This is a genomic window from Citrobacter sp. LJND-P06 (assembly GCF_058188415.1).
The window spans coordinates 1-17,462 of record NZ_CP187317.1; the positions used below are offsets into that span (position 1 = coordinate 1).

The 17,462-nt window shown below is 53.6% G+C and carries 16 protein-coding genes and 1 other annotated feature; of the genes, 13 read left to right on the top strand and 3 right to left on the bottom strand.

The window, feature by feature from the left end; all coding sequences use genetic code 11:
* The 6 genes from dnaA (at position 1) to ACO7SM_RS00030 (ending at position 8,604) form a co-directional block, all read left to right on the top strand.
* Positions 1-1,401, top strand: coding sequence for a chromosomal replication initiator protein DnaA (dnaA, locus tag ACO7SM_RS00005; protein ID WP_162382320.1), 1,401 nt, complete (start codon positions 1-3; stop codon positions 1,399-1,401).
* 4 nt (positions 1,402-1,405) lie between these two features.
* Complete coding sequence (gene dnaN, locus ACO7SM_RS00010; protein WP_192614034.1) at positions 1,406-2,506, top strand: DNA polymerase III subunit beta; 1,101 nt, start codon at positions 1,406-1,408, stop codon at positions 2,504-2,506.
* Positions 2,507-2,652: 146 nt separating this feature from the next.
* The gene (gene recF / locus ACO7SM_RS00015; RefSeq protein WP_490469209.1) at positions 2,653-3,726 is read left to right on the top strand and encodes a DNA replication/repair protein RecF; all 1,074 of its coding nucleotides are present in this window, start codon (positions 2,653-2,655) and stop codon (positions 3,724-3,726) included.
* Between the two features lie 28 nt (positions 3,727-3,754).
* Positions 3,755-6,169 (top strand): DNA topoisomerase (ATP-hydrolyzing) subunit B, encoded by a 2,415-nt coding sequence (gene gyrB / locus ACO7SM_RS00020; RefSeq protein ID WP_490469210.1) that lies wholly within the window; start codon positions 3,755-3,757, stop codon positions 6,167-6,169.
* A 212-nt stretch (positions 6,170-6,381) separates the two neighbouring features.
* Positions 6,382-7,194: a sugar-phosphatase gene (gene yidA, locus ACO7SM_RS00025; protein ID WP_490469211.1), complete on the top strand. Its 813-nt coding sequence runs from the start codon at positions 6,382-6,384 to the stop codon at positions 7,192-7,194.
* A 183-nt stretch (positions 7,195-7,377) separates the two neighbouring features.
* Entirely contained in the window at positions 7,378-8,604 is a 1,227-nt protein-coding gene (locus ACO7SM_RS00030) for a YidR family protein (RefSeq protein WP_490469212.1), read from the top strand.
* Position 8,605: 1 nt separating this feature from the next.
* On the opposite strand, the gene ACO7SM_RS00035 is transcribed toward ACO7SM_RS00030, so the two are convergent.
* Complete coding sequence (locus ACO7SM_RS00035; protein ID WP_490469213.1) at positions 8,606-8,938, bottom strand: YceK/YidQ family lipoprotein; 333 nt, start codon at positions 8,936-8,938, stop codon at positions 8,606-8,608.
* 241 nt (positions 8,939-9,179) lie between these two features.
* Positions 9,180-9,252, top strand: a sequence feature (ROSE (Repression Of Heat Shock gene Expression) occurs in the 5'-region of heat shock genes and acts as an RNA thermometer to modulate expression.).
* Here ACO7SM_RS00035 and ibpA point away from each other — a divergent pair.
* The 6 genes from ibpA (at position 9,246) to ACO7SM_RS00065 (ending at position 13,579) form a co-directional block, all read left to right on the top strand.
* Positions 9,246-9,659, top strand: coding sequence for a small heat shock chaperone IbpA (ibpA, locus tag ACO7SM_RS00040; RefSeq protein WP_045448945.1), 414 nt, complete (start codon positions 9,246-9,248; stop codon positions 9,657-9,659). It overlaps the preceding feature by 7 nt.
* Positions 9,660-9,778: 119 nt before the next feature.
* Positions 9,779-10,207 (top strand): small heat shock chaperone IbpB, encoded by a 429-nt coding sequence (gene ibpB, locus ACO7SM_RS00045; protein ID WP_490469214.1) that lies wholly within the window; start codon positions 9,779-9,781, stop codon positions 10,205-10,207.
* 124 nt (positions 10,208-10,331) lie between these two features.
* Positions 10,332-11,993, top strand: a complete 1,662-nt coding sequence (locus tag ACO7SM_RS00050; protein WP_490469215.1) for a putative transporter — start codon at positions 10,332-10,334, stop codon at positions 11,991-11,993.
* A 353-nt stretch (positions 11,994-12,346) separates the two neighbouring features.
* Entirely contained in the window at positions 12,347-12,691 is a 345-nt protein-coding gene (locus tag ACO7SM_RS00055) for a YidH family protein (protein WP_490469216.1), read from the top strand.
* A complete protein-coding gene (locus ACO7SM_RS00060) occupies positions 12,684-13,046 on the top strand; it encodes a DUF202 domain-containing protein (protein WP_490469217.1) in 363 nt (120 codons plus the stop codon). Before ACO7SM_RS00055 ends, ACO7SM_RS00060 begins: the two co-directional genes overlap by 8 nt.
* Positions 13,043-13,579 carry a radical SAM protein gene (locus ACO7SM_RS00065; RefSeq protein WP_490469218.1) on the top strand — a complete coding sequence of 179 codons (537 nt, stop codon included), beginning with the start codon at positions 13,043-13,045 and terminating at the stop codon, positions 13,577-13,579. Before ACO7SM_RS00060 ends, ACO7SM_RS00065 begins: the two co-directional genes overlap by 4 nt.
* Here ACO7SM_RS00065 and dsdA read toward each other — a convergent pair.
* Both dsdA and dsdX read right to left on the bottom strand, forming a co-directional pair.
* Positions 13,576-14,898, bottom strand: a complete 1,323-nt coding sequence (dsdA, locus tag ACO7SM_RS00070; protein ID WP_490469219.1) for a D-serine ammonia-lyase — start codon at positions 14,896-14,898, stop codon at positions 13,576-13,578. The two genes, ACO7SM_RS00065 and dsdA, sit on opposite strands and share 4 nt — an antisense overlap.
* A gap of 17 nt (positions 14,899-14,915) precedes the next feature.
* Positions 14,916-16,253 carry a D-serine transporter DsdX gene (gene dsdX / locus ACO7SM_RS00075; RefSeq protein WP_490469220.1) on the bottom strand — a complete coding sequence of 446 codons (1,338 nt, stop codon included), beginning with the start codon at positions 16,251-16,253 and terminating at the stop codon, positions 14,916-14,918.
* A 228-nt stretch (positions 16,254-16,481) separates the two neighbouring features.
* Between dsdX and dsdC the strand changes: the two genes are divergently transcribed.
* Positions 16,482-17,408, top strand: coding sequence for a DNA-binding transcriptional regulator DsdC (dsdC, locus tag ACO7SM_RS00080; RefSeq protein WP_490469221.1), 927 nt, complete (start codon positions 16,482-16,484; stop codon positions 17,406-17,408).
* Positions 17,409-17,462: the final 54 nt, after the last annotated feature.

A 17,462-nucleotide genomic window follows, 5' to 3' on the forward strand; every position in this document is an offset into this window, starting at 1 on the left:
GTGTCACTTTCGCTTTGGCAGCAGTGTCTTGCCCGATTGCAGGATGAGTTACCAGCCACAGAATTCAGTATGTGGATACGCCCGTTGCAGGCGGAACTGAGCGATAACACGCTGGCTTTGTATGCGCCAAACCGTTTTGTGCTCGACTGGGTAAGGGATAAATACCTTAATAACATCAATGGACTGTTGAATAATTTTTGCGGCGCAGATGCCCCGCAACTGCGTTTTGAGGTGGGAACAAAACCCGTCACTCAGACGCTAAAGACGCCTGTTAATCATGTTGTTGCGCCAGCGCATGTTGCGCAAGTTCAGCCACAACGCGCAGCACCTGCGGCACGCCCAGGTTGGGACAACGTACCGGCCCCGGCGGAGCCAACCTATCGCTCCAACGTCAACGTTAAACATACCTTTGATAACTTCGTCGAAGGTAAATCCAACCAGTTGGCGCGCGCGGCGGCACGTCAGGTGGCGGACAACCCGGGCGGCGCCTATAACCCGTTATTCCTTTATGGCGGCACTGGTCTCGGTAAAACGCACCTGTTGCATGCTGTGGGTAACGGCATTATGGCGCGTAAACCCAATGCAAAAGTGGTGTATATGCACTCCGAGCGTTTTGTACAGGACATGGTAAAAGCCCTGCAAAACAATGCGATCGAAGAGTTTAAACGCTACTACCGCTCCGTTGACGCGTTGCTGATTGACGATATTCAATTCTTCGCCAATAAAGAACGATCCCAGGAAGAGTTTTTCCACACCTTTAACGCCTTGCTGGAAGGTAATCAGCAGATCATTTTGACGTCGGATCGTTATCCGAAAGAGATCAATGGCGTTGAAGATCGTCTGAAATCCCGCTTCGGTTGGGGGTTAACGGTGGCGATCGAACCGCCAGAACTGGAAACGCGTGTCGCGATCCTGATGAAAAAAGCAGACGAAAACGACATTCGTTTGCCAGGCGAAGTGGCGTTCTTCATCGCCAAGCGTCTACGCTCTAACGTACGTGAACTGGAAGGCGCACTGAACCGGGTTATCGCTAACGCGAACTTTACCGGTCGCGCTATCACCATCGATTTTGTGCGGGAAGCGCTGCGCGATCTGCTGGCGTTGCAGGAAAAACTGGTCACCATCGACAATATTCAGAAGACGGTGGCGGAGTATTACAAAATCAAAATTGCGGATCTGCTTTCTAAGCGTCGATCTCGCTCGGTAGCGCGTCCGCGTCAGATGGCTATGGCGCTGGCAAAAGAGCTTACTAACCACAGTCTGCCGGAAATTGGCGACGCGTTTGGTGGGCGTGACCACACTACCGTTCTTCATGCCTGCCGTAAGATTGAGCAGTTGCGTGAAGAAAGCCATGATATTAAAGAAGATTTCTCCAATTTAATCAGAACATTATCTTCGTGACGCTATGAAATTTACCGTTGAACGTGAACATTTATTAAAACCGCTTCAGCAGGTCAGCGGCCCGCTGGGTGGTCGTCCTACGCTGCCAATTCTCGGTAACCTGTTGTTGCAGGTTGCAGACGGTACGCTTTCTCTGACCGGCACCGACCTTGAAATGGAAATGGTGGCGCGCGTGGCGTTAATTCAGCCTCATGAAGCAGGCGCAACCACCGTTCCGGCGCGGAAATTCTTTGATATCTGCCGTGGTTTGCCGGAAGGGGCTGAAATAGCCGTTCAGTTGGAAGGCGATCGGATGCTGGTGCGTTCTGGCCGCAGCCGCTTCTCGCTTTCCACGTTGCCAGCCGCCGACTTCCCTAACCTGGATGACTGGCAGAGCGAAGTCGAATTCACCCTGCCGCAGGCGACGATGAAGCGTCTGATTGAAGCGACCCAGTTTTCGATGGCGCATCAGGACGTTCGCTATTACTTAAACGGGATGCTGTTTGAGACGGAAGGCGAAGAACTGCGTACCGTGGCCACTGATGGTCACCGTCTGGCGGTCTGTTCCATGCCGGTCGGACAATCGCTGCCGAACCATTCGGTGATCGTGCCGCGTAAAGGCGTGATTGAACTGATGCGTATGCTTGATGGCGGCGATAACCCGCTGCGCGTGCAAATCGGCAGCAACAACATCCGTGCGCACGTCGGCGATTTTATCTTCACGTCCAAGCTGGTTGATGGCCGTTTCCCTGATTATCGCCGCGTATTGCCGAAGAATCCGGACAAACATCTGGAAGCGGGCTGCGATATTCTCAAACAGGCCTTTGCCCGTGCGGCGATCCTCTCGAATGAGAAGTTCCGCGGCGTGCGTCTGTATGTGAGCGAAAACCAGCTCAAAATCACCGCCAATAACCCGGAACAGGAAGAAGCGGAAGAGATTCTGGACGTCACTTATCCGGGCACCGAAATGGAGATCGGCTTTAACGTCAGCTATGTGCTGGATGTTCTGAATGCGCTGAAGTGCGAAAACGTGCGCATTATGCTGACTGACTCTGTTTCCAGCGTACAAATTGAAGATGCGGCGTCTCAAAGCGCAGCCTATGTTGTTATGCCAATGCGCTTGTAGTGTTGAAAGGGGCTGGTTTACTTGCTATTTCGCCTCCCGGCAGTGCTCAAAATGCTCACGTACTTCGTGTACGCTCCGCTTTTTGCGCGCTGGCGGCAGACGAACTGCCTGTGACACCGACGCCCCTTGAATGATGATGAGCTGATATGTCGCTATCCCGACTGCTAATCAAAGATTTCCGCAATATCGAAAACGCGGATCTCGCTTTATCTCCCGGCTTTAATTTTCTGGTGGGCGCGAACGGCAGCGGCAAAACCAGTGTGCTGGAAGCCATCTATACACTCGGCCATGGCCGGGCGTTTCGCAGTTTGCAGATTGGCCGCGTGATTCGCCACGAGCAGGAATCGTTTGTTCTTCATGGTCGTTTGCAGGGTGAAGAACGAGAGACCTCCATCGGCCTGACCAAAGACAAGCAGGGTGACAGCAAAGTCCGCATTGACGGCACCGACGGCCACAAGGTGGCTGAACTGGCGCACCTGATGCCGATGCAGTTGATTACGCCAGAGGGGTTTACTTTACTCAACGGCGGCCCCAAATACAGAAGAGCGTTCCTGGACTGGGGATGCTTTCATAATGAGCGTGGATTCTTCACCGCCTGGAGCAATCTCAAGCGTTTGCTTAAACAACGCAATGCCGCGTTGCGCCAGGTGAGTCGATATGAACAACTGCGTCCGTGGGATAAAGAGCTGATCCCGCTGGCGGAACAAATCAGCACCTGGCGCGCGGAGTACAGCGCCGGTATCGCTGCCGATATGGCGGATACCTGTCAGCAATTTTTACCCGAGTTTTCTCTCTCTTTCTCTTTTCAGCGAGGCTGGGAAAAAGAGACGGATTATGCCGAGGTGCTGGAGCGGGGCTTTGAACGCGACCGCATGTTGACCTATACCGCGCACGGGCCGCATAAAGCGGACTTCCGCATTCGTGCCGACGGTGCGCCGGTTGAAGATACCTTATCGCGTGGGCAGCTAAAGCTGCTGATGTGCGCCTTACGTCTGGCGCAAGGGGAGTTTCTGACCCGTGAAAGCGGGCGGCGCTGCCTCTACCTGATAGATGATTTTGCCTCTGAACTTGATGATGCGCGTCGCGGGCTGCTGGCCAGCCGCTTAAAAGCAACGCAATCTCAGGTCTTTGTCAGCGCAATCAGCGCTGAACACGTTCTTGACATGTCGGACAAAAATTCGAAGATGTTCACCGTGGAAAAGGGTAAAATAACGGATTAACCCAAGATAAAATGAGCGAGAAACGTTGATGTCGAATTCTTATGACTCCTCCAGTATCAAAGTCCTGAAAGGACTGGATGCGGTGCGTAAGCGCCCGGGTATGTATATCGGCGACACGGATGACGGCACCGGTCTGCACCACATGGTATTCGAGGTGGTAGATAACGCTATCGACGAAGCGCTCGCGGGTCACTGTAAAGATATCGTGGTGACGATTCACGCTGACAACTCCGTGTCCGTTACCGATGATGGCCGTGGTATTCCGACCGGTATTCACCCGGAAGAAGGCGTATCTGCTGCGGAAGTTATCATGACCGTTCTGCACGCAGGCGGTAAATTCGATGATAACTCGTATAAAGTGTCCGGTGGTCTGCACGGCGTAGGGGTTTCCGTCGTAAACGCCCTGTCGCAGAAACTGGAACTGCTGATTCGCCGTGAAGGTAAAGTGCATCAGCAAACTTACGTGCACGGTGTACCGCAAGCACCGCTGGCGGTGACCGGTGAGACTGAAGTAACCGGAACCCAGGTTCGTTTCTGGCCTAGCCATGAAACCTTTACCAACGTCGTTGAATTTGAATACGACATTCTGGCGAAGCGTCTGCGTGAGCTCTCCTTCCTGAACTCCGGCGTTTCTATTCGCCTGCGCGATAAGCGCGACGGTAAAGAAGACCATTTCCACTATGAAGGCGGTATCAGGGCATTTGTTGAGTATCTGAACAAGAACAAAACGCCGATCCACCCGAATATCTTCTACTTCTCCACCGAAAAAGACGGTATCGGCGTTGAAGTGGCGCTGCAGTGGAACGATGGTTTCCAGGAAAACATCTACTGCTTCACCAACAACATTCCGCAGCGTGATGGCGGTACTCACCTTGCAGGCTTCCGTGCGGCGATGACCCGTACTCTGAACGCCTACATGGACAAAGAAGGTTACAGCAAGAAAGCGAAAGTCAGCGCCACCGGCGACGATGCCCGTGAAGGTCTGATTGCCGTTGTTTCCGTGAAAGTACCGGATCCGAAATTCTCCTCCCAGACCAAAGACAAGCTGGTCTCTTCTGAGGTGAAATCGGCGGTTGAACAGCAGATGAACGAACTGTTGGCCGAATACCTGCTGGAAAACCCTTCCGACGCCAAAATTGTGGTTGGCAAAATTATCGACGCAGCCCGTGCGCGTGAAGCGGCACGTCGCGCTCGTGAAATGACCCGTCGTAAAGGCGCACTGGACTTAGCCGGTCTGCCGGGCAAACTGGCAGACTGTCAGGAACGCGACCCCGCCCACTCTGAACTGTACCTGGTGGAAGGGGACTCGGCGGGCGGCTCTGCGAAGCAGGGGCGTAACCGTAAGAACCAGGCGATTCTGCCGCTGAAAGGTAAAATCCTTAACGTTGAGAAAGCGCGTTTCGACAAGATGCTCTCTTCTCAGGAAGTGGCGACGCTGATCACCGCGCTCGGTTGCGGCATCGGTCGTGACGAGTACAACCCGGATAAACTGCGCTATCACAGCATCATCATCATGACCGATGCGGACGTCGATGGTTCGCACATCCGTACGCTGCTGCTGACTTTCTTCTACCGTCAGATGCCGGAAATCGTTGAGCGTGGTCATGTCTACATTGCTCAGCCGCCGCTGTACAAAGTGAAGAAAGGCAAACAGGAACAGTACATCAAAGACGATGAAGCGATGGATCAATACCAGATCTCTATCGCCCTTGATGGTGCCACGCTGCATATCAACGCCCACGCTCCGGCGCTGGCAGGCGAAGCACTGGAAAAACTGGTTTCTGAGTACAATACGACGCAGAAAATGATTGGTCGTATGGAGCGCCGTTACCCGCGTTCACTGCTGAAAGAACTGGTCTACCAACCGACGCTGGGCGAAGCCGATCTGGCTGACGAAGATAAAGTCACGGCCTGGGTTTCCCAGTTGGTTAACGTGCTGAATGAAAACGAAATGCACGGCAGCACCTGGAATAGCCTTGTGCGTAAAGACGCTGAACTGAACCTGTTCGAACCGATCATTCGCGTGCGTACCCACGGCGTCGATACCGACTATCCGCTGGATCATGAGTTTGTCACCGGGGGTGAATATCGTCGTATCTGTACGCTTGGTGAAAAACTGCGTGGTCTGATCGAAGACGACGCGTTTATCGAACGTGGCGAGCGCCGTCAGCCTGTTACCAGCTTCGAGCAGGCGCTGGACTGGTTGGTGAAAGAGTCCCGTCGTGGTCTGTCTATTCAGCGTTATAAAGGTCTGGGCGAAATGAACCCGGAACAGTTGTGGGAAACCACCATGGATCCGGAAAGCCGTCGTATGCTGCGTGTCACGGTAAAAGATGCGATTGCCGCTGACCAGTTGTTCACTACGCTGATGGGCGACGCCGTTGAACCGCGTCGTGCGTTTATCGAAGAAAACGCCCTGAAAGCAGCGAACATCGATATTTAACCTGTCCCCAGGCCTGCTCCTGTAGGCCTGATAAGCGAAGCGCCATCAGGCAGTTCGTCAACGTTTGCCGGATGGCGGCTTAGGCCTTATCCGGCCTACAACCGCTCTACAAAAGGGGAATCCCTGTTCCCCTTTCCATCCCCCTTTTCGTTGCTGTTTTTTGAGCGGAATCGCGTTAGCATGAGTACAGACTCATTTAATCCGGGGAACTCATGGCTATCAAACTCATTGCTATCGATATGGATGGCACACTTCTGCTGCCCGATCACACCATTTCACCCGCGGTCAAAACGGCAATTGCCGCTGCGCGTGCGCGCGGCGTTAACGTGGTGCTGACCACGGGCCGACCGTTTGCGGGTGTTCACAGCTATCTGAAAGAGCTTCACATGGAACAGCCCGGTGATTACTGCATTACCTATAACGGTGCGCTGGTACAGAAAGCGAGTGATGGCAGTACGGTTGCGCAAACCGCGTTGAGCTATGACGACTATCGCTATCTTGAGCAACTCTCCCGTGACGTCGGTTCTCACTTCCATGCGCTGGATCGCAATACGCTGTATACCGCAAACCGCGACATCAGCTATTACACGGTTCATGAATCTTTTGTCGCGACCATTCCGCTGGTGTTCTGTGAAGCGGAGAAAATGGATCCGGCAACGCAGTTCCTGAAAGTGATGATGATTGATGAACCCGCCATCCTCGATAAAGCCATCGCCCGCATTCCGGCAGAGGTAAAAGAGAAATACACCGTGCTGAAAAGTGCGCCGTACTTCCTCGAAATTCTGGATAAACGCGTGAATAAAGGCACGGGTGTGAAATCGCTGGCCGATGCTCTGGGTATTAAGCGCGATGAAATCATGGCCATTGGCGATCAGGAAAACGACATTGCAATGATTGAATTCGCCGGCATGGGTGTGGCGATGGATAACGCGATTTCGTCAGTAAAAGAGGTTGCCAATTTCGTCACCAAATCTAACCTGGACGATGGCGTGGCGTACGCCATTGAGAAGTTTGCGCTGAATTAAGTCCCCTCCGACAAAAACGCTTTCCTGACCCGCATCTGTTGCGGGTTTTTTTTATCCTGGGCGCGGGTCTACATCTCCGCTGCTGTTTACCCGCCGTCATTGAGATGGAGGCATGCTAAAACCTGAAAGTGAAGCCCTTGTGAAGTATGATGGCCGCAATTGTCTCGCATCAGGGTTCTTGCAATGAAACAAATCACCTTTGCGCCACGTCATCACCAGCTTACCAATATCAATACCTGGACGCCGGATAGTCAGTGGCTGGTGTTCGATGTACGCCCGTCGGGGGCCTCTTTTACTGGGGAAACCATCGAGCGGGTAAACGTTGAAACCGGGGCCGTCGAGGTGATTTATCGCGCCACGCAGGGGGCGCATGTGGGTGTGGTGACCGTTCATCCGCAAGAGAATAAATATGTGTTTATTCATGGGCCTGAGAATCCAGATGCTGCATGGCATTACGATTTTCACCATCGCCGGGGAGTTATTGCGTATCAGGGAAACGTTGCCAACCTGGATGCGATGGATATCACCGCCCCGTACACGCCCGGCGCGCTGCGCGGTGGTAGCCATGTGCATGTCTTCAGCCCGAACGGCGAGTTTGTCAGCTTCACCTATAACGATCACGTCTTGCATGAGCGAGACCCTATGCAGGATTTGCGCAACGTCGGTGTCGCGGCGCCATGGGGGCCGGTTACGGTGTCGGGTCAGAATCCCCGTGAATACAGCGGTAGCCACTGGTGTGTGCTGGTCAGTCAAACGACACCCACCCCGAGCCCTGGCAGCGATGAGATTAATCGTGCCTATGAAGAGGGCTGGGTCGGGGATCATGCGCTGGCCTTTATCGGCGATACGTGGTCGGTGAATGGCGAAAAGGTGCCCGAACTGTTTCTCGTCGACCTGCCGCGTGAAGAAAGCGACTGGAAACAGGCGGGAGAAACACCTCTGGCAGGAACAGAATCATTGATGCCTGCACCGCCAGTCGGCGTGACCCAGCGCCGTCTGACGTTTACCCATGATCGCGCTTACCCCGGACTTGTGAATGTGCCGCGTCACTGGGTGCGTAGCAATCCGCAGGCCACGGAGATTGCATTTTTGATGCGTGACGCGCACGGTGTTGTTCAGCTCTGGCTGATCGCCGCGCAAGGGGGAGAGCCGCGTCAGCTTACCCATCATGCAACGGATATTCAGTCGGCGTTTAACTGGCATCCGTCGGGGAAATGGTTGGGATATGTGCTGGAGAACCGAATTGCCTGCTGCGACGCACACAGCGGAGACGTCTGTTTCCTGACGTCGGAGCACAGGAATCCGCCTTCCGCAGATGCCGTTGTTTTCTCACCGGATGGACGACAAATTGCGTGGATGGAAGACGTGCAGGGTTTCCGTCAGTTGTGGGTGACAGAAACCGGGCGTTAAATCAGGGTGTGGGCATTTCTGCCGGGGGGATAACGGAGTTCATTATCTGCGTTCTCTCCTCGCTTCTTTCGACGCGAGACCTGACCGAGTCATCTTTGCGGAAGAGATCCCATGGCAGGAGTAGGGTGTCCATCACGGCGGTGAACGGCATGTCGAGTATTGCCAGAGACTTTGTACCCCAGTTTGTATCACTTTCACTGATCATCGTCGCGCTGGCGCGTGTGCCTGGATAAGTTCCTTCCTTGCCGCCAGTATGTGACATTACGCTTGAGCAACCACCCAGTAAAACCATTCCGCCGCACATCACTAGCGGTAACAACACATTTTTTATCATGATTCATTCATCTGTTGATCAACGGTGTTTGCATGATGAGTTATAGCGTTCCATTGCCCGGAAGAATACCCTCAGCATGTCGCACTGTGGTGCTTATCGCACTTTAACGATCTGTGCTTCCCCCCCAGTCTATGCCATAGACAGCAAACTGCAAAAAAAGTCCCCATTAAACGCTTGAAAAGTTCATATCAGGACCCATTTTTAAGACAAGGACAAATTGAAGAACATGCCTGAGGGGTGTTCTGTCCGCCTGACCTGTCCATGATGGAAGGTCTCATATTCTCGCTGATTTCAGGAGCTATTGATTATGCGTAATTTTGATTTATCCCCGCTGTACCGTTCTGCTATTGGTTTTGACCGTTTGTTCAACCTGCTTGAAAGCAATCAGAGCCAGAGTAATGGCGGCTACCCTCCGTATAACGTTGAGCTGGTGGATGAAAACCATTACCGCATTGCGATTGCCGTGGCAGGGTTTGCGGAAAGCGAGCTGGAAATTACCGCCCAGGATAATCTGCTGGTGGTGAAAGGCGCTCATGCTGATGAGCAAAAAGAACGTACTTACCTTTATCAGGGTATTGCCGAGCGCAACTTTGAACGCAAGTTCCAGTTAGCAGAGAACATTCATGTTCGAGGCGCAAACCTGGTGAACGGTCTGCTGTATATCGAACTTGAGCGTGTGATTCCGGAAGCGAATAAACCGCGCCGTATCGAAATCAATTAATTCTGTCGGGCCGCGCTGCGCGGCCTGTTATCCCCATGCTCGCCGTCAGGGAGCATATGCAAATCTACAAATCTGTGGATTTGCAGGTACTTACTCGCTTCTTAGAAGGAGAAATGATTATGCGTAACTACGATTTATCCCCACTGCTGCGTCAATGGATCGGTTTTGACAAACTGGCCAACGCCTTGCAAAACACCGGTGAAAGCCAGAGCTTCCCACCCTATAACATCGAAAAAAGCGACGATAACCACTATCGCATCACCCTTGCGTTGGCCGGTTTCCGTCAGGAAGATCTGGATATTCAACTGGAAGGCACACGCCTGACGGTGAAAGGTAGCCCGGAGCAGCCGGAAAAAGAGACCCAATGGTTACATCAGGGGCTGGTCACACAACCGTTCAGTTTGAGCTTTACTCTCGCTGAACATATGGAAGTCTCTGGTGCGACGTTCACCAACGGATTACTGCACATTGATTTAACCCGTAATGTGCCAGAATCCCTCGCTCCGCAGCGTATCGAGATTCAGGAACGACCTGCGTTAAATAGCTAATTTGCTGTTTGCCCTTGCCCCGCCAGAAATGACGGGGCTTTTTTGTGCTTTACCACCCATACATACCGCCTGTACTCTGCGAAAATCCGGTTAAAATAATAATGTTATTCACAGGGAAACGAAGATGAGTGAGATAGCATTAACAGTTAGCGTTCTGGCGTTGGCGGCGGTTGTTGGATTATGGATCGGCAACATCAGAGTTCGCGGGGTGGGGCTGGGCATTGGAGGCGTGCTGTTCGGCGGGATTCTTGTCGGGCATTATGCTGACCTGCTGGGCATCTCCCTTAGCGGCGAGATGCTGCATTTTATTCAGGAATTTGGCCTGATTCTCTTCGTTTACACCATTGGTATTCAAGTTGGCCCTGGTTTTTTTGCGTCGCTGCGCGTTTCAGGTTTACGTCTGAACCTCTTTGCTGTGCTGATCGTCATCATCGGCGGTCTGATCACCGCTATTCTGCATAAAGTCTTTGCGATCCCGTTACCGGTGGTATTGGGAATATTCTCTGGTGCGGTAACCAATACTCCGGCATTGGGGGCGGGTCAGCAAATTCTGCGCGATCTGGGCACTCCGGCGGCAGTGGTGGATCAGATGGGGATGAGCTATGCCATGGCCTATCCTTTTGGTATTTGCGGCATCTTACTCTCGATGTGGCTGATTCGAATGATCTTTCGCGTCAATGTCGAGGCGGAAGCGCAACAGCATGAATCCACGCTCTCCCGCGGCCACTCGCTCATCCAGACCATGAACATCCGGGTTGAGAACCCGAATCTCAACAATATGGCGATTCAGGATGTGCCCATCCTCAATAGCGACAAAATCATCTGCTCGCGACTTAAACACGATGAAACACTGATGGTGCCCTCGCCTGGGACGATTATTCAGGTTGGCGATCTGCTGCATCTGGTGGGGCAGCCAGGGGATCTGCACAATGCGCAGGTGGTGATTGGCCAGGAAGTGGACACCTCGCTTTCAACACGGGGCACGGAGTTGCGTGTTGAACGTGTGGTCGTCACCCATGAAAAAGTGTTCGGCAAGCGCATTCGCGATCTGCGCCTAAAAGAGAACTATGACGTGGTTATCTCGCGGCTTAACCGTGCGGGTGTTGAGCTGGTGGCAAGCGGTGAGATGAGTCTGCAGTTTGGCGATATTCTCAACCTGGTCGGACGGCCCTCTTCCATTGAAGCGGTCGCCAATGTTGTGGGCAACGCCCAACAAAAACTGCAACAGGTACAAATGTTGCCCGTGTTCATTGGTATTGGGCTGGGCGTGCTGCTTGGCTCAATCCCGCTGTTTATACCGGGGTTCCCGGCGGCGTTAAAGCTGGGGCTGGCGGGCGGGCCGCTGATCATGGCGCTGATTCTGGGGCGTATTGGCAGCATTGGTAAGCTGTACTGGTTTATGCCGCCGAGCGCCAACCTGGCGCTGCGCGAGCTGGGAATCGTGCTGTTTCTTGCCGTGGTGGGGCTGAAGTCTGGCGGTGATTTTGTCGACACCCTGATGCAAGGCGAAGGCCTGAGCTGGATTGGTTATGGCATCTTTATCACCGCAATTCCACTCATCACGGTGGGTCTGCTGGCGCGTATCTTCGCAAAAATGAACTATCTGACGTTGTGCGGGATGTTGGCCGGGTCGATGACCGATCCACCGGCGCTGGCGTTTGCTAATAATCTGCACACCACCAGCGGGGCAGCGGCGCTCTCGTATGCGACGGTATATCCGCTGGTGATGTTCCTGCGTATTATCACGCCGCAGCTACTGGCGGTGATTTTTTGGGGATTAGGCTAGAGAGTTAATCCTGCTGACCGGCATCCTGTGGGTGCCGGTGATGATGTTTCAACACAGTTGACGGTGAAGAATCCCATTTATGCGTAACGGCTTTGCTGAGAGCATACCTTCACCTTACCCACGCACTTCCCTTCCTGCTTTCGTCGCGATAAGGCCAATTCAAGCCGGAGATTGTGACCTTTTCAGCACATATCCGCGCAGGCTACGCTCATATCCGGTGGAACAAGGCGACGATACCGACTTGCCCACGCAAAGTGTGAACGCAGAGGAGAAAAAGCCGACGTTCTGATGCACTATTGTGATTTCCTTCGCTGATCCCCTGAAGAGGGGGAACGTCATTAAAAGGAGCCCTGATGAAGATTTCTCGCCTTGGAGAAGCGCCGGATTACCGCTTCTCGCTGGCAAACGAGCGTACTTTTCTGGCGTGGATCCGCACTGCGCTGGGTTTTCTGGCGGCGGGGGTTGGTCTTGACCAACTGGCGCCGGATTTTGCCACGCCGGTGATTCGTGAACTGTTGGCGCTGTTGCTGTGTTTGTTTTCCGGTGGCCTGGCGATTTACGGCTACCTGCGATGGTTACGTAATGAAAAGGCGATGCGCCTGAAAGAGGATCTGCCGTACACCCACAGTTTGCTGATTATCAGTCTGATTTTGATGATCGTCGCGGTGACCGTTATGGTGCTGGTACTGTATGGCTGAAAGCCGTAAAACGCGTCGCATTGCCGATCCGGGGCTTCAGCCGGAGCGCACGTCGCTGGCCTGGTTTCGCACGCTGCTGGGCTATGGCGCGCTAATGGCGCTGGCGTTGAAACACCACTGGCACCAGGCGGGATTCTTGTTCTGGGTGTCTATTGGCGTGCTGGCGATTGTGGCGATCATTCTCTGGCGCTACACCCGCAGTCGTAACCTGATGGACGTCGCCCATCACGATTTTTCTCAATCTCGCGCGGTGCGTGACAAATTTATGATCTCCCTCGCGGTGTTATCCCTCGCAATACTGTTTGCTGTAACGCATGTCCGCCAACTTATCGCATTTATCGGGGATTTAGCATGACGGGAAATGAAAACAGGGATGTCAGTGAGGAGGCGTATCAGATCGTTGTCAATCGCCAGAATAGTCAACAAGCGCAAGAACTGTATCGAAACCTACAGCAGCTTGGCATCAGGGCTGTGCAGTTTATTCCCCACATCGAGTTTGACAGGAATGGCCATTTATCCGCAGAGTCGGTAACCGCAGAAGGGTGGGGGCTGTTTTTAAATGCGGTATTTGCTCTCTGGGTACGGGAAGATGTTAACCGGATTTCCATTCAGCTTTTTGATAAGACCTTAAAGCAGTGGTGTGGTCGTGCGGATGCGGTGAATTTACAGGATACTTCGCATATCGGCGCTGAATGTCGGAGCTGTTACGTATTGCACTTCTGTGCTGGTGAATGCCTGAAATATCGTGATAGCAGCGGAAAAAGCGTACTTTGTGCCGGTTATAAAGCCTTTTTTACCGACTCTTCGCCGTATATGCGGGTGATGCGTGATCTTATTAAACAGCATCGCTCACCGATGGAACTGATGGCGATGCTGCGTCAAACTTAGCGACCTTTAGCCAGGTACTGCGCCATTTCGGCTTCCGGTACCATTCCGCCACCCGTCGCCCATACCAGATGTGTGGCGTGGTTTAACTGCTCAGCAGTGAACCCGTGCATCTGTTGGTATGCCGCTGAACCGCATACGCGCTGAGGCCCGCTCATCCCCGCCAGTGCAGACGGCTCCAGGCGAATACCGTCTTCCTGCGCCAGCCAGCTCAACATGTCATACATGGTTTGATCGTCAAGGGTATACAGCCCGTCCAGAAAACGCTCCATCGCCCGGCCAACAAAACCCGATGCACGTCCTACCGCCAGCCCGTCCGCCGCTGTCAGGTTATCGATGCCAATCTCCTGAACGGAAATGGCGTCGTGCAGGCCAGTGTAAACGCCGAGCAACATGCAAGGAGAGTGAGTCGGTTCGGCGAAGAAACAGTGAACGTTATCGCCGAATGCCAGCTTCAGGCCAAACGCCACGCCGCCAGGGCCGCCACCGACGCCGCACGGCAGATAGACAAACAGCGGATGATCGGCATCCACCACGCGCCCCTGCTGTGCGAACTGCGCTTTCAGGCGCTGCCCGGCCACCGCGTAGCCTAAGAACAAGGTGCGGGAGTTTTCATCGTCGATAAAGAAGCAGTTTGGATCGGATTCGGCCGCCTTACGCCCTTGCTCCACCGCCACGCCGTAATCTTCTTCGTACTCGACCACTGTCACACCGTGGCTGCGCAGTTTGGCCTTTTTCCACGCACGGGCATCGGCAGACATGTGTACAGTGACCTTAAAGCCGATGCAGGCGCTCATGATACCGATCGACAAACCCAGGTTACCGGTCGAACCTACCGCGATGCTGTACTGGCTGAAGAACTGTTTGAATTCAGGCGAGAGCAGCACGCTGTAGTCATCTTCAGTGGTCAGCAGCCCGGCGGCCAGCGCCAGTTTTTCGGCGTGGGTCAGCACTTCATAAATCCCGCCACGGGCCTTAATCGAACCGGAAATGGGCAGATGGCTGTCTTTTTTCAGCAGAATTTCGCCGTAGATAGACTGCCCGTACTCTTTTTCCAGCCGCTTTTGCATCGCGGGAATCGCAGCCAATTCGGATTCAATAATCCCGCCAGTGGCGGCAGTTTCCGGGAAGGCTTTCGCCAGATACGGCGCAAAGCGGGTCAGGCGAGCATGGGCGTCCTGAACATCCTGTTCCGTCAGGCCGACATACGGTAAACCTTCTGCCAGAGTGGTCGTGGCCGGGTTAAACCAGGTCGTTTCTTTCAGTGCGACCAGATCCTCCACCAAAGGATACTGGGCGATGAGATTTTGAATGTTTTCCATAGTACGTCTCTTTGCGCTTAGATAATAAAGGAAAGCAGGAATGTGCAAGCCAGTGCAATAACCGACGCGATAAATGTCGCAGTCGTATAGTATTTAAACGTCTCATTCAGGGTGGCGCCGCAGTATTGCTTCACCAGCCAGAAGAGGGAATCTGTCACGATCGTGCAGCCAATTGCGCCAGAACCGATGGCAATAGCGATGATCTCTGGGCTCACGTTGGGATAGAGCGGCAGCATCGGCGCGACAATCGCCGTTGCGCCCATCATCGCGACCGTTGCCGAACCGACCGCAGCGTGCAGAATCAGCGCCACCAGCCAGGCCAGCAGGATGGGGTGCATATGCATATTGGAGAGGATCACCGCGAGGGTATCCGCCAGGCCGCTGCTCTTCAGGATGGCGTTGAACGCGCCGCCCGCACCGATAATCAGCAGAATGTTAGCAATGGAACCAAAACCGTTTTCAGTATGGGTGAGCAGCGTACCCATGCCGATATGCTGGCGCAAACCGAGAATGTAATACGCCACGAAAACCGCGATAAACATGGCAGTAATCGGGTTGCCGATAAACTCCAGCAGGGTGTACAGCGTACTGCCTTTCGCCATGTTCAGTTCAGCGACGGTTTTCACCAGCATCAGACCAATCGGCAGCAGGACGGTAAACAGCGTTGCGCTCAGTGATGGCAGCGTTTTTTCGTCACGGACTTTAAGGTCAGAAAACTCAGCGGGCACAGCTTTATACGGCAGACGGTTGCCGAGTAACTTCAGGAACAGCGGTCCGCCAATAAGCGAGGCCATCAGCCCTACCAGCAGTCCATAGACGATAACGGAACCCAGATCGGCGCCCAGTTTGTTGGCGACAAACAGCGCGGCCGGATGCGGCGGCACCACGCAGTGTACGGCCATCAGGGCAGTACATAACGGGATCGCCAGTTTCAGCAATGAGGTGTTGGTTTTTTTGGCGATGGAGAACGCCAGCGGAATCAACAGCACCACACCCACTTCCACAAACAGCGTGATACCGCAGATCAGCCCCACCAGCACCATAATGACGTCGGCGGAGAGCCAGCGACAGCGCTGGAGCGTTAAGCCAATGCGTTCTGCCGCACCGGAAACTTCCATCATTTTGCCAAGAATGGTTCCCAGACCGATAACCGCGGCGAGGAAACCCAGCGTTCCACCGATACCACTCTCAATGGCGTTGACCATCTCCAGTGGGCCCATGTCCATCATCGTGCCCACAAAGAAACTGGCTAACAGCAGCGCCAGAAACGGGTGGAATTTGAACTTCACGATGGTCAAAACGATTAACACGATGCTGATTAGCAGCGTGCTCACAACCCAGATTTGAGAGTGCATATCTCACCTTGCCCTGTGATTAACGTGGTTATATTGGACAAAAAAACGGCGTAGTCTGACAAACGATATAATTCCCACTTCACATGAGCCAGATTGAATCAATAGGGTGATATGTATCTAATAATGACTATTTTATGCGATATGGTTCACTCTGATTCACCTTTGTGCTGATTTTTCCAGCGTCTTTTTTTACACTGCGGGCAATAATCAGAGGTCTCAGAGGTGGTTATGGATCCCCTTCGCGAAGTCAGAAATCGTCTACTCAACGGCTGGCAGTTATCAAAGCTTTACACCTTTGAAGTGGCGGCGAGGCATCAGTCTTTTGCACTGGCCGCCGATGAGCTGTCATTAAGTCCCAGCGCCGTCAGTCATCGTATTAACCAGCTTGAAGACGAACTGGGTATTCAGCTATTCGTTCGCTCACACCGGAAAGTGGAATTAACGCACGAAGGGAAACGGGTGTTCTGGGCGTTGAAATCGTCGCTGGATACGCTGAATCAGGAGATCCTCGACATCAAAAACCAGGAGCTCTCCGGTACGCTCACGGTTTACTCGCGGCCTTCCATCGCCCAGTGTTGGCTGGTGCCCGCATTAGGTGATTTCACGCGCCGCTATCCGTCTATTTCGCTGACCATATTGACCGGTAACGACAACGTGAACCTCCAGCGCGCGGGTATTGATCTGGCGATCTACTTTGATGACGCCCCCTCCGCGCAATTGACGCACCATTTCCTGATGGACGAGGCAATCCTGCCTGTATGCAGCCCGGACTATGCCCGGCGTTTTGACCTGCAGGGGGCGTTGGTTAATCTGCGTCACTGCACGCTGTTGCACGACCGCCAGGCGTGGAGCAACGATTCCGGGACGGATGAATGGCACAGTTGGGCGCAACACTTTGGGGTGGATCTGCCGTTATCATCGGGGATTGGCTTCGATCGGTCTGATTTGGCGGTGATTGCCGCAATGAACCATATTGGCGTCGCGATGGGGCGTCAGCGGCTGGTGCAAAAACGACTCGACAGCGGGGAGCTTGTCGCACCTTTCGGGGCGATGGCGCTGAAATGCCACCAGCATTACTACATGACTACGCTGCCTGGCAGGCAGTGGCCGAAAATTGAGGCGTTTATTGGCTGGCTGCAAGAGCAGGTGCGATGAGATTTATTACGTTTGCACTCTACACCTGATGGCGAGGATTATGCTAAATACGTG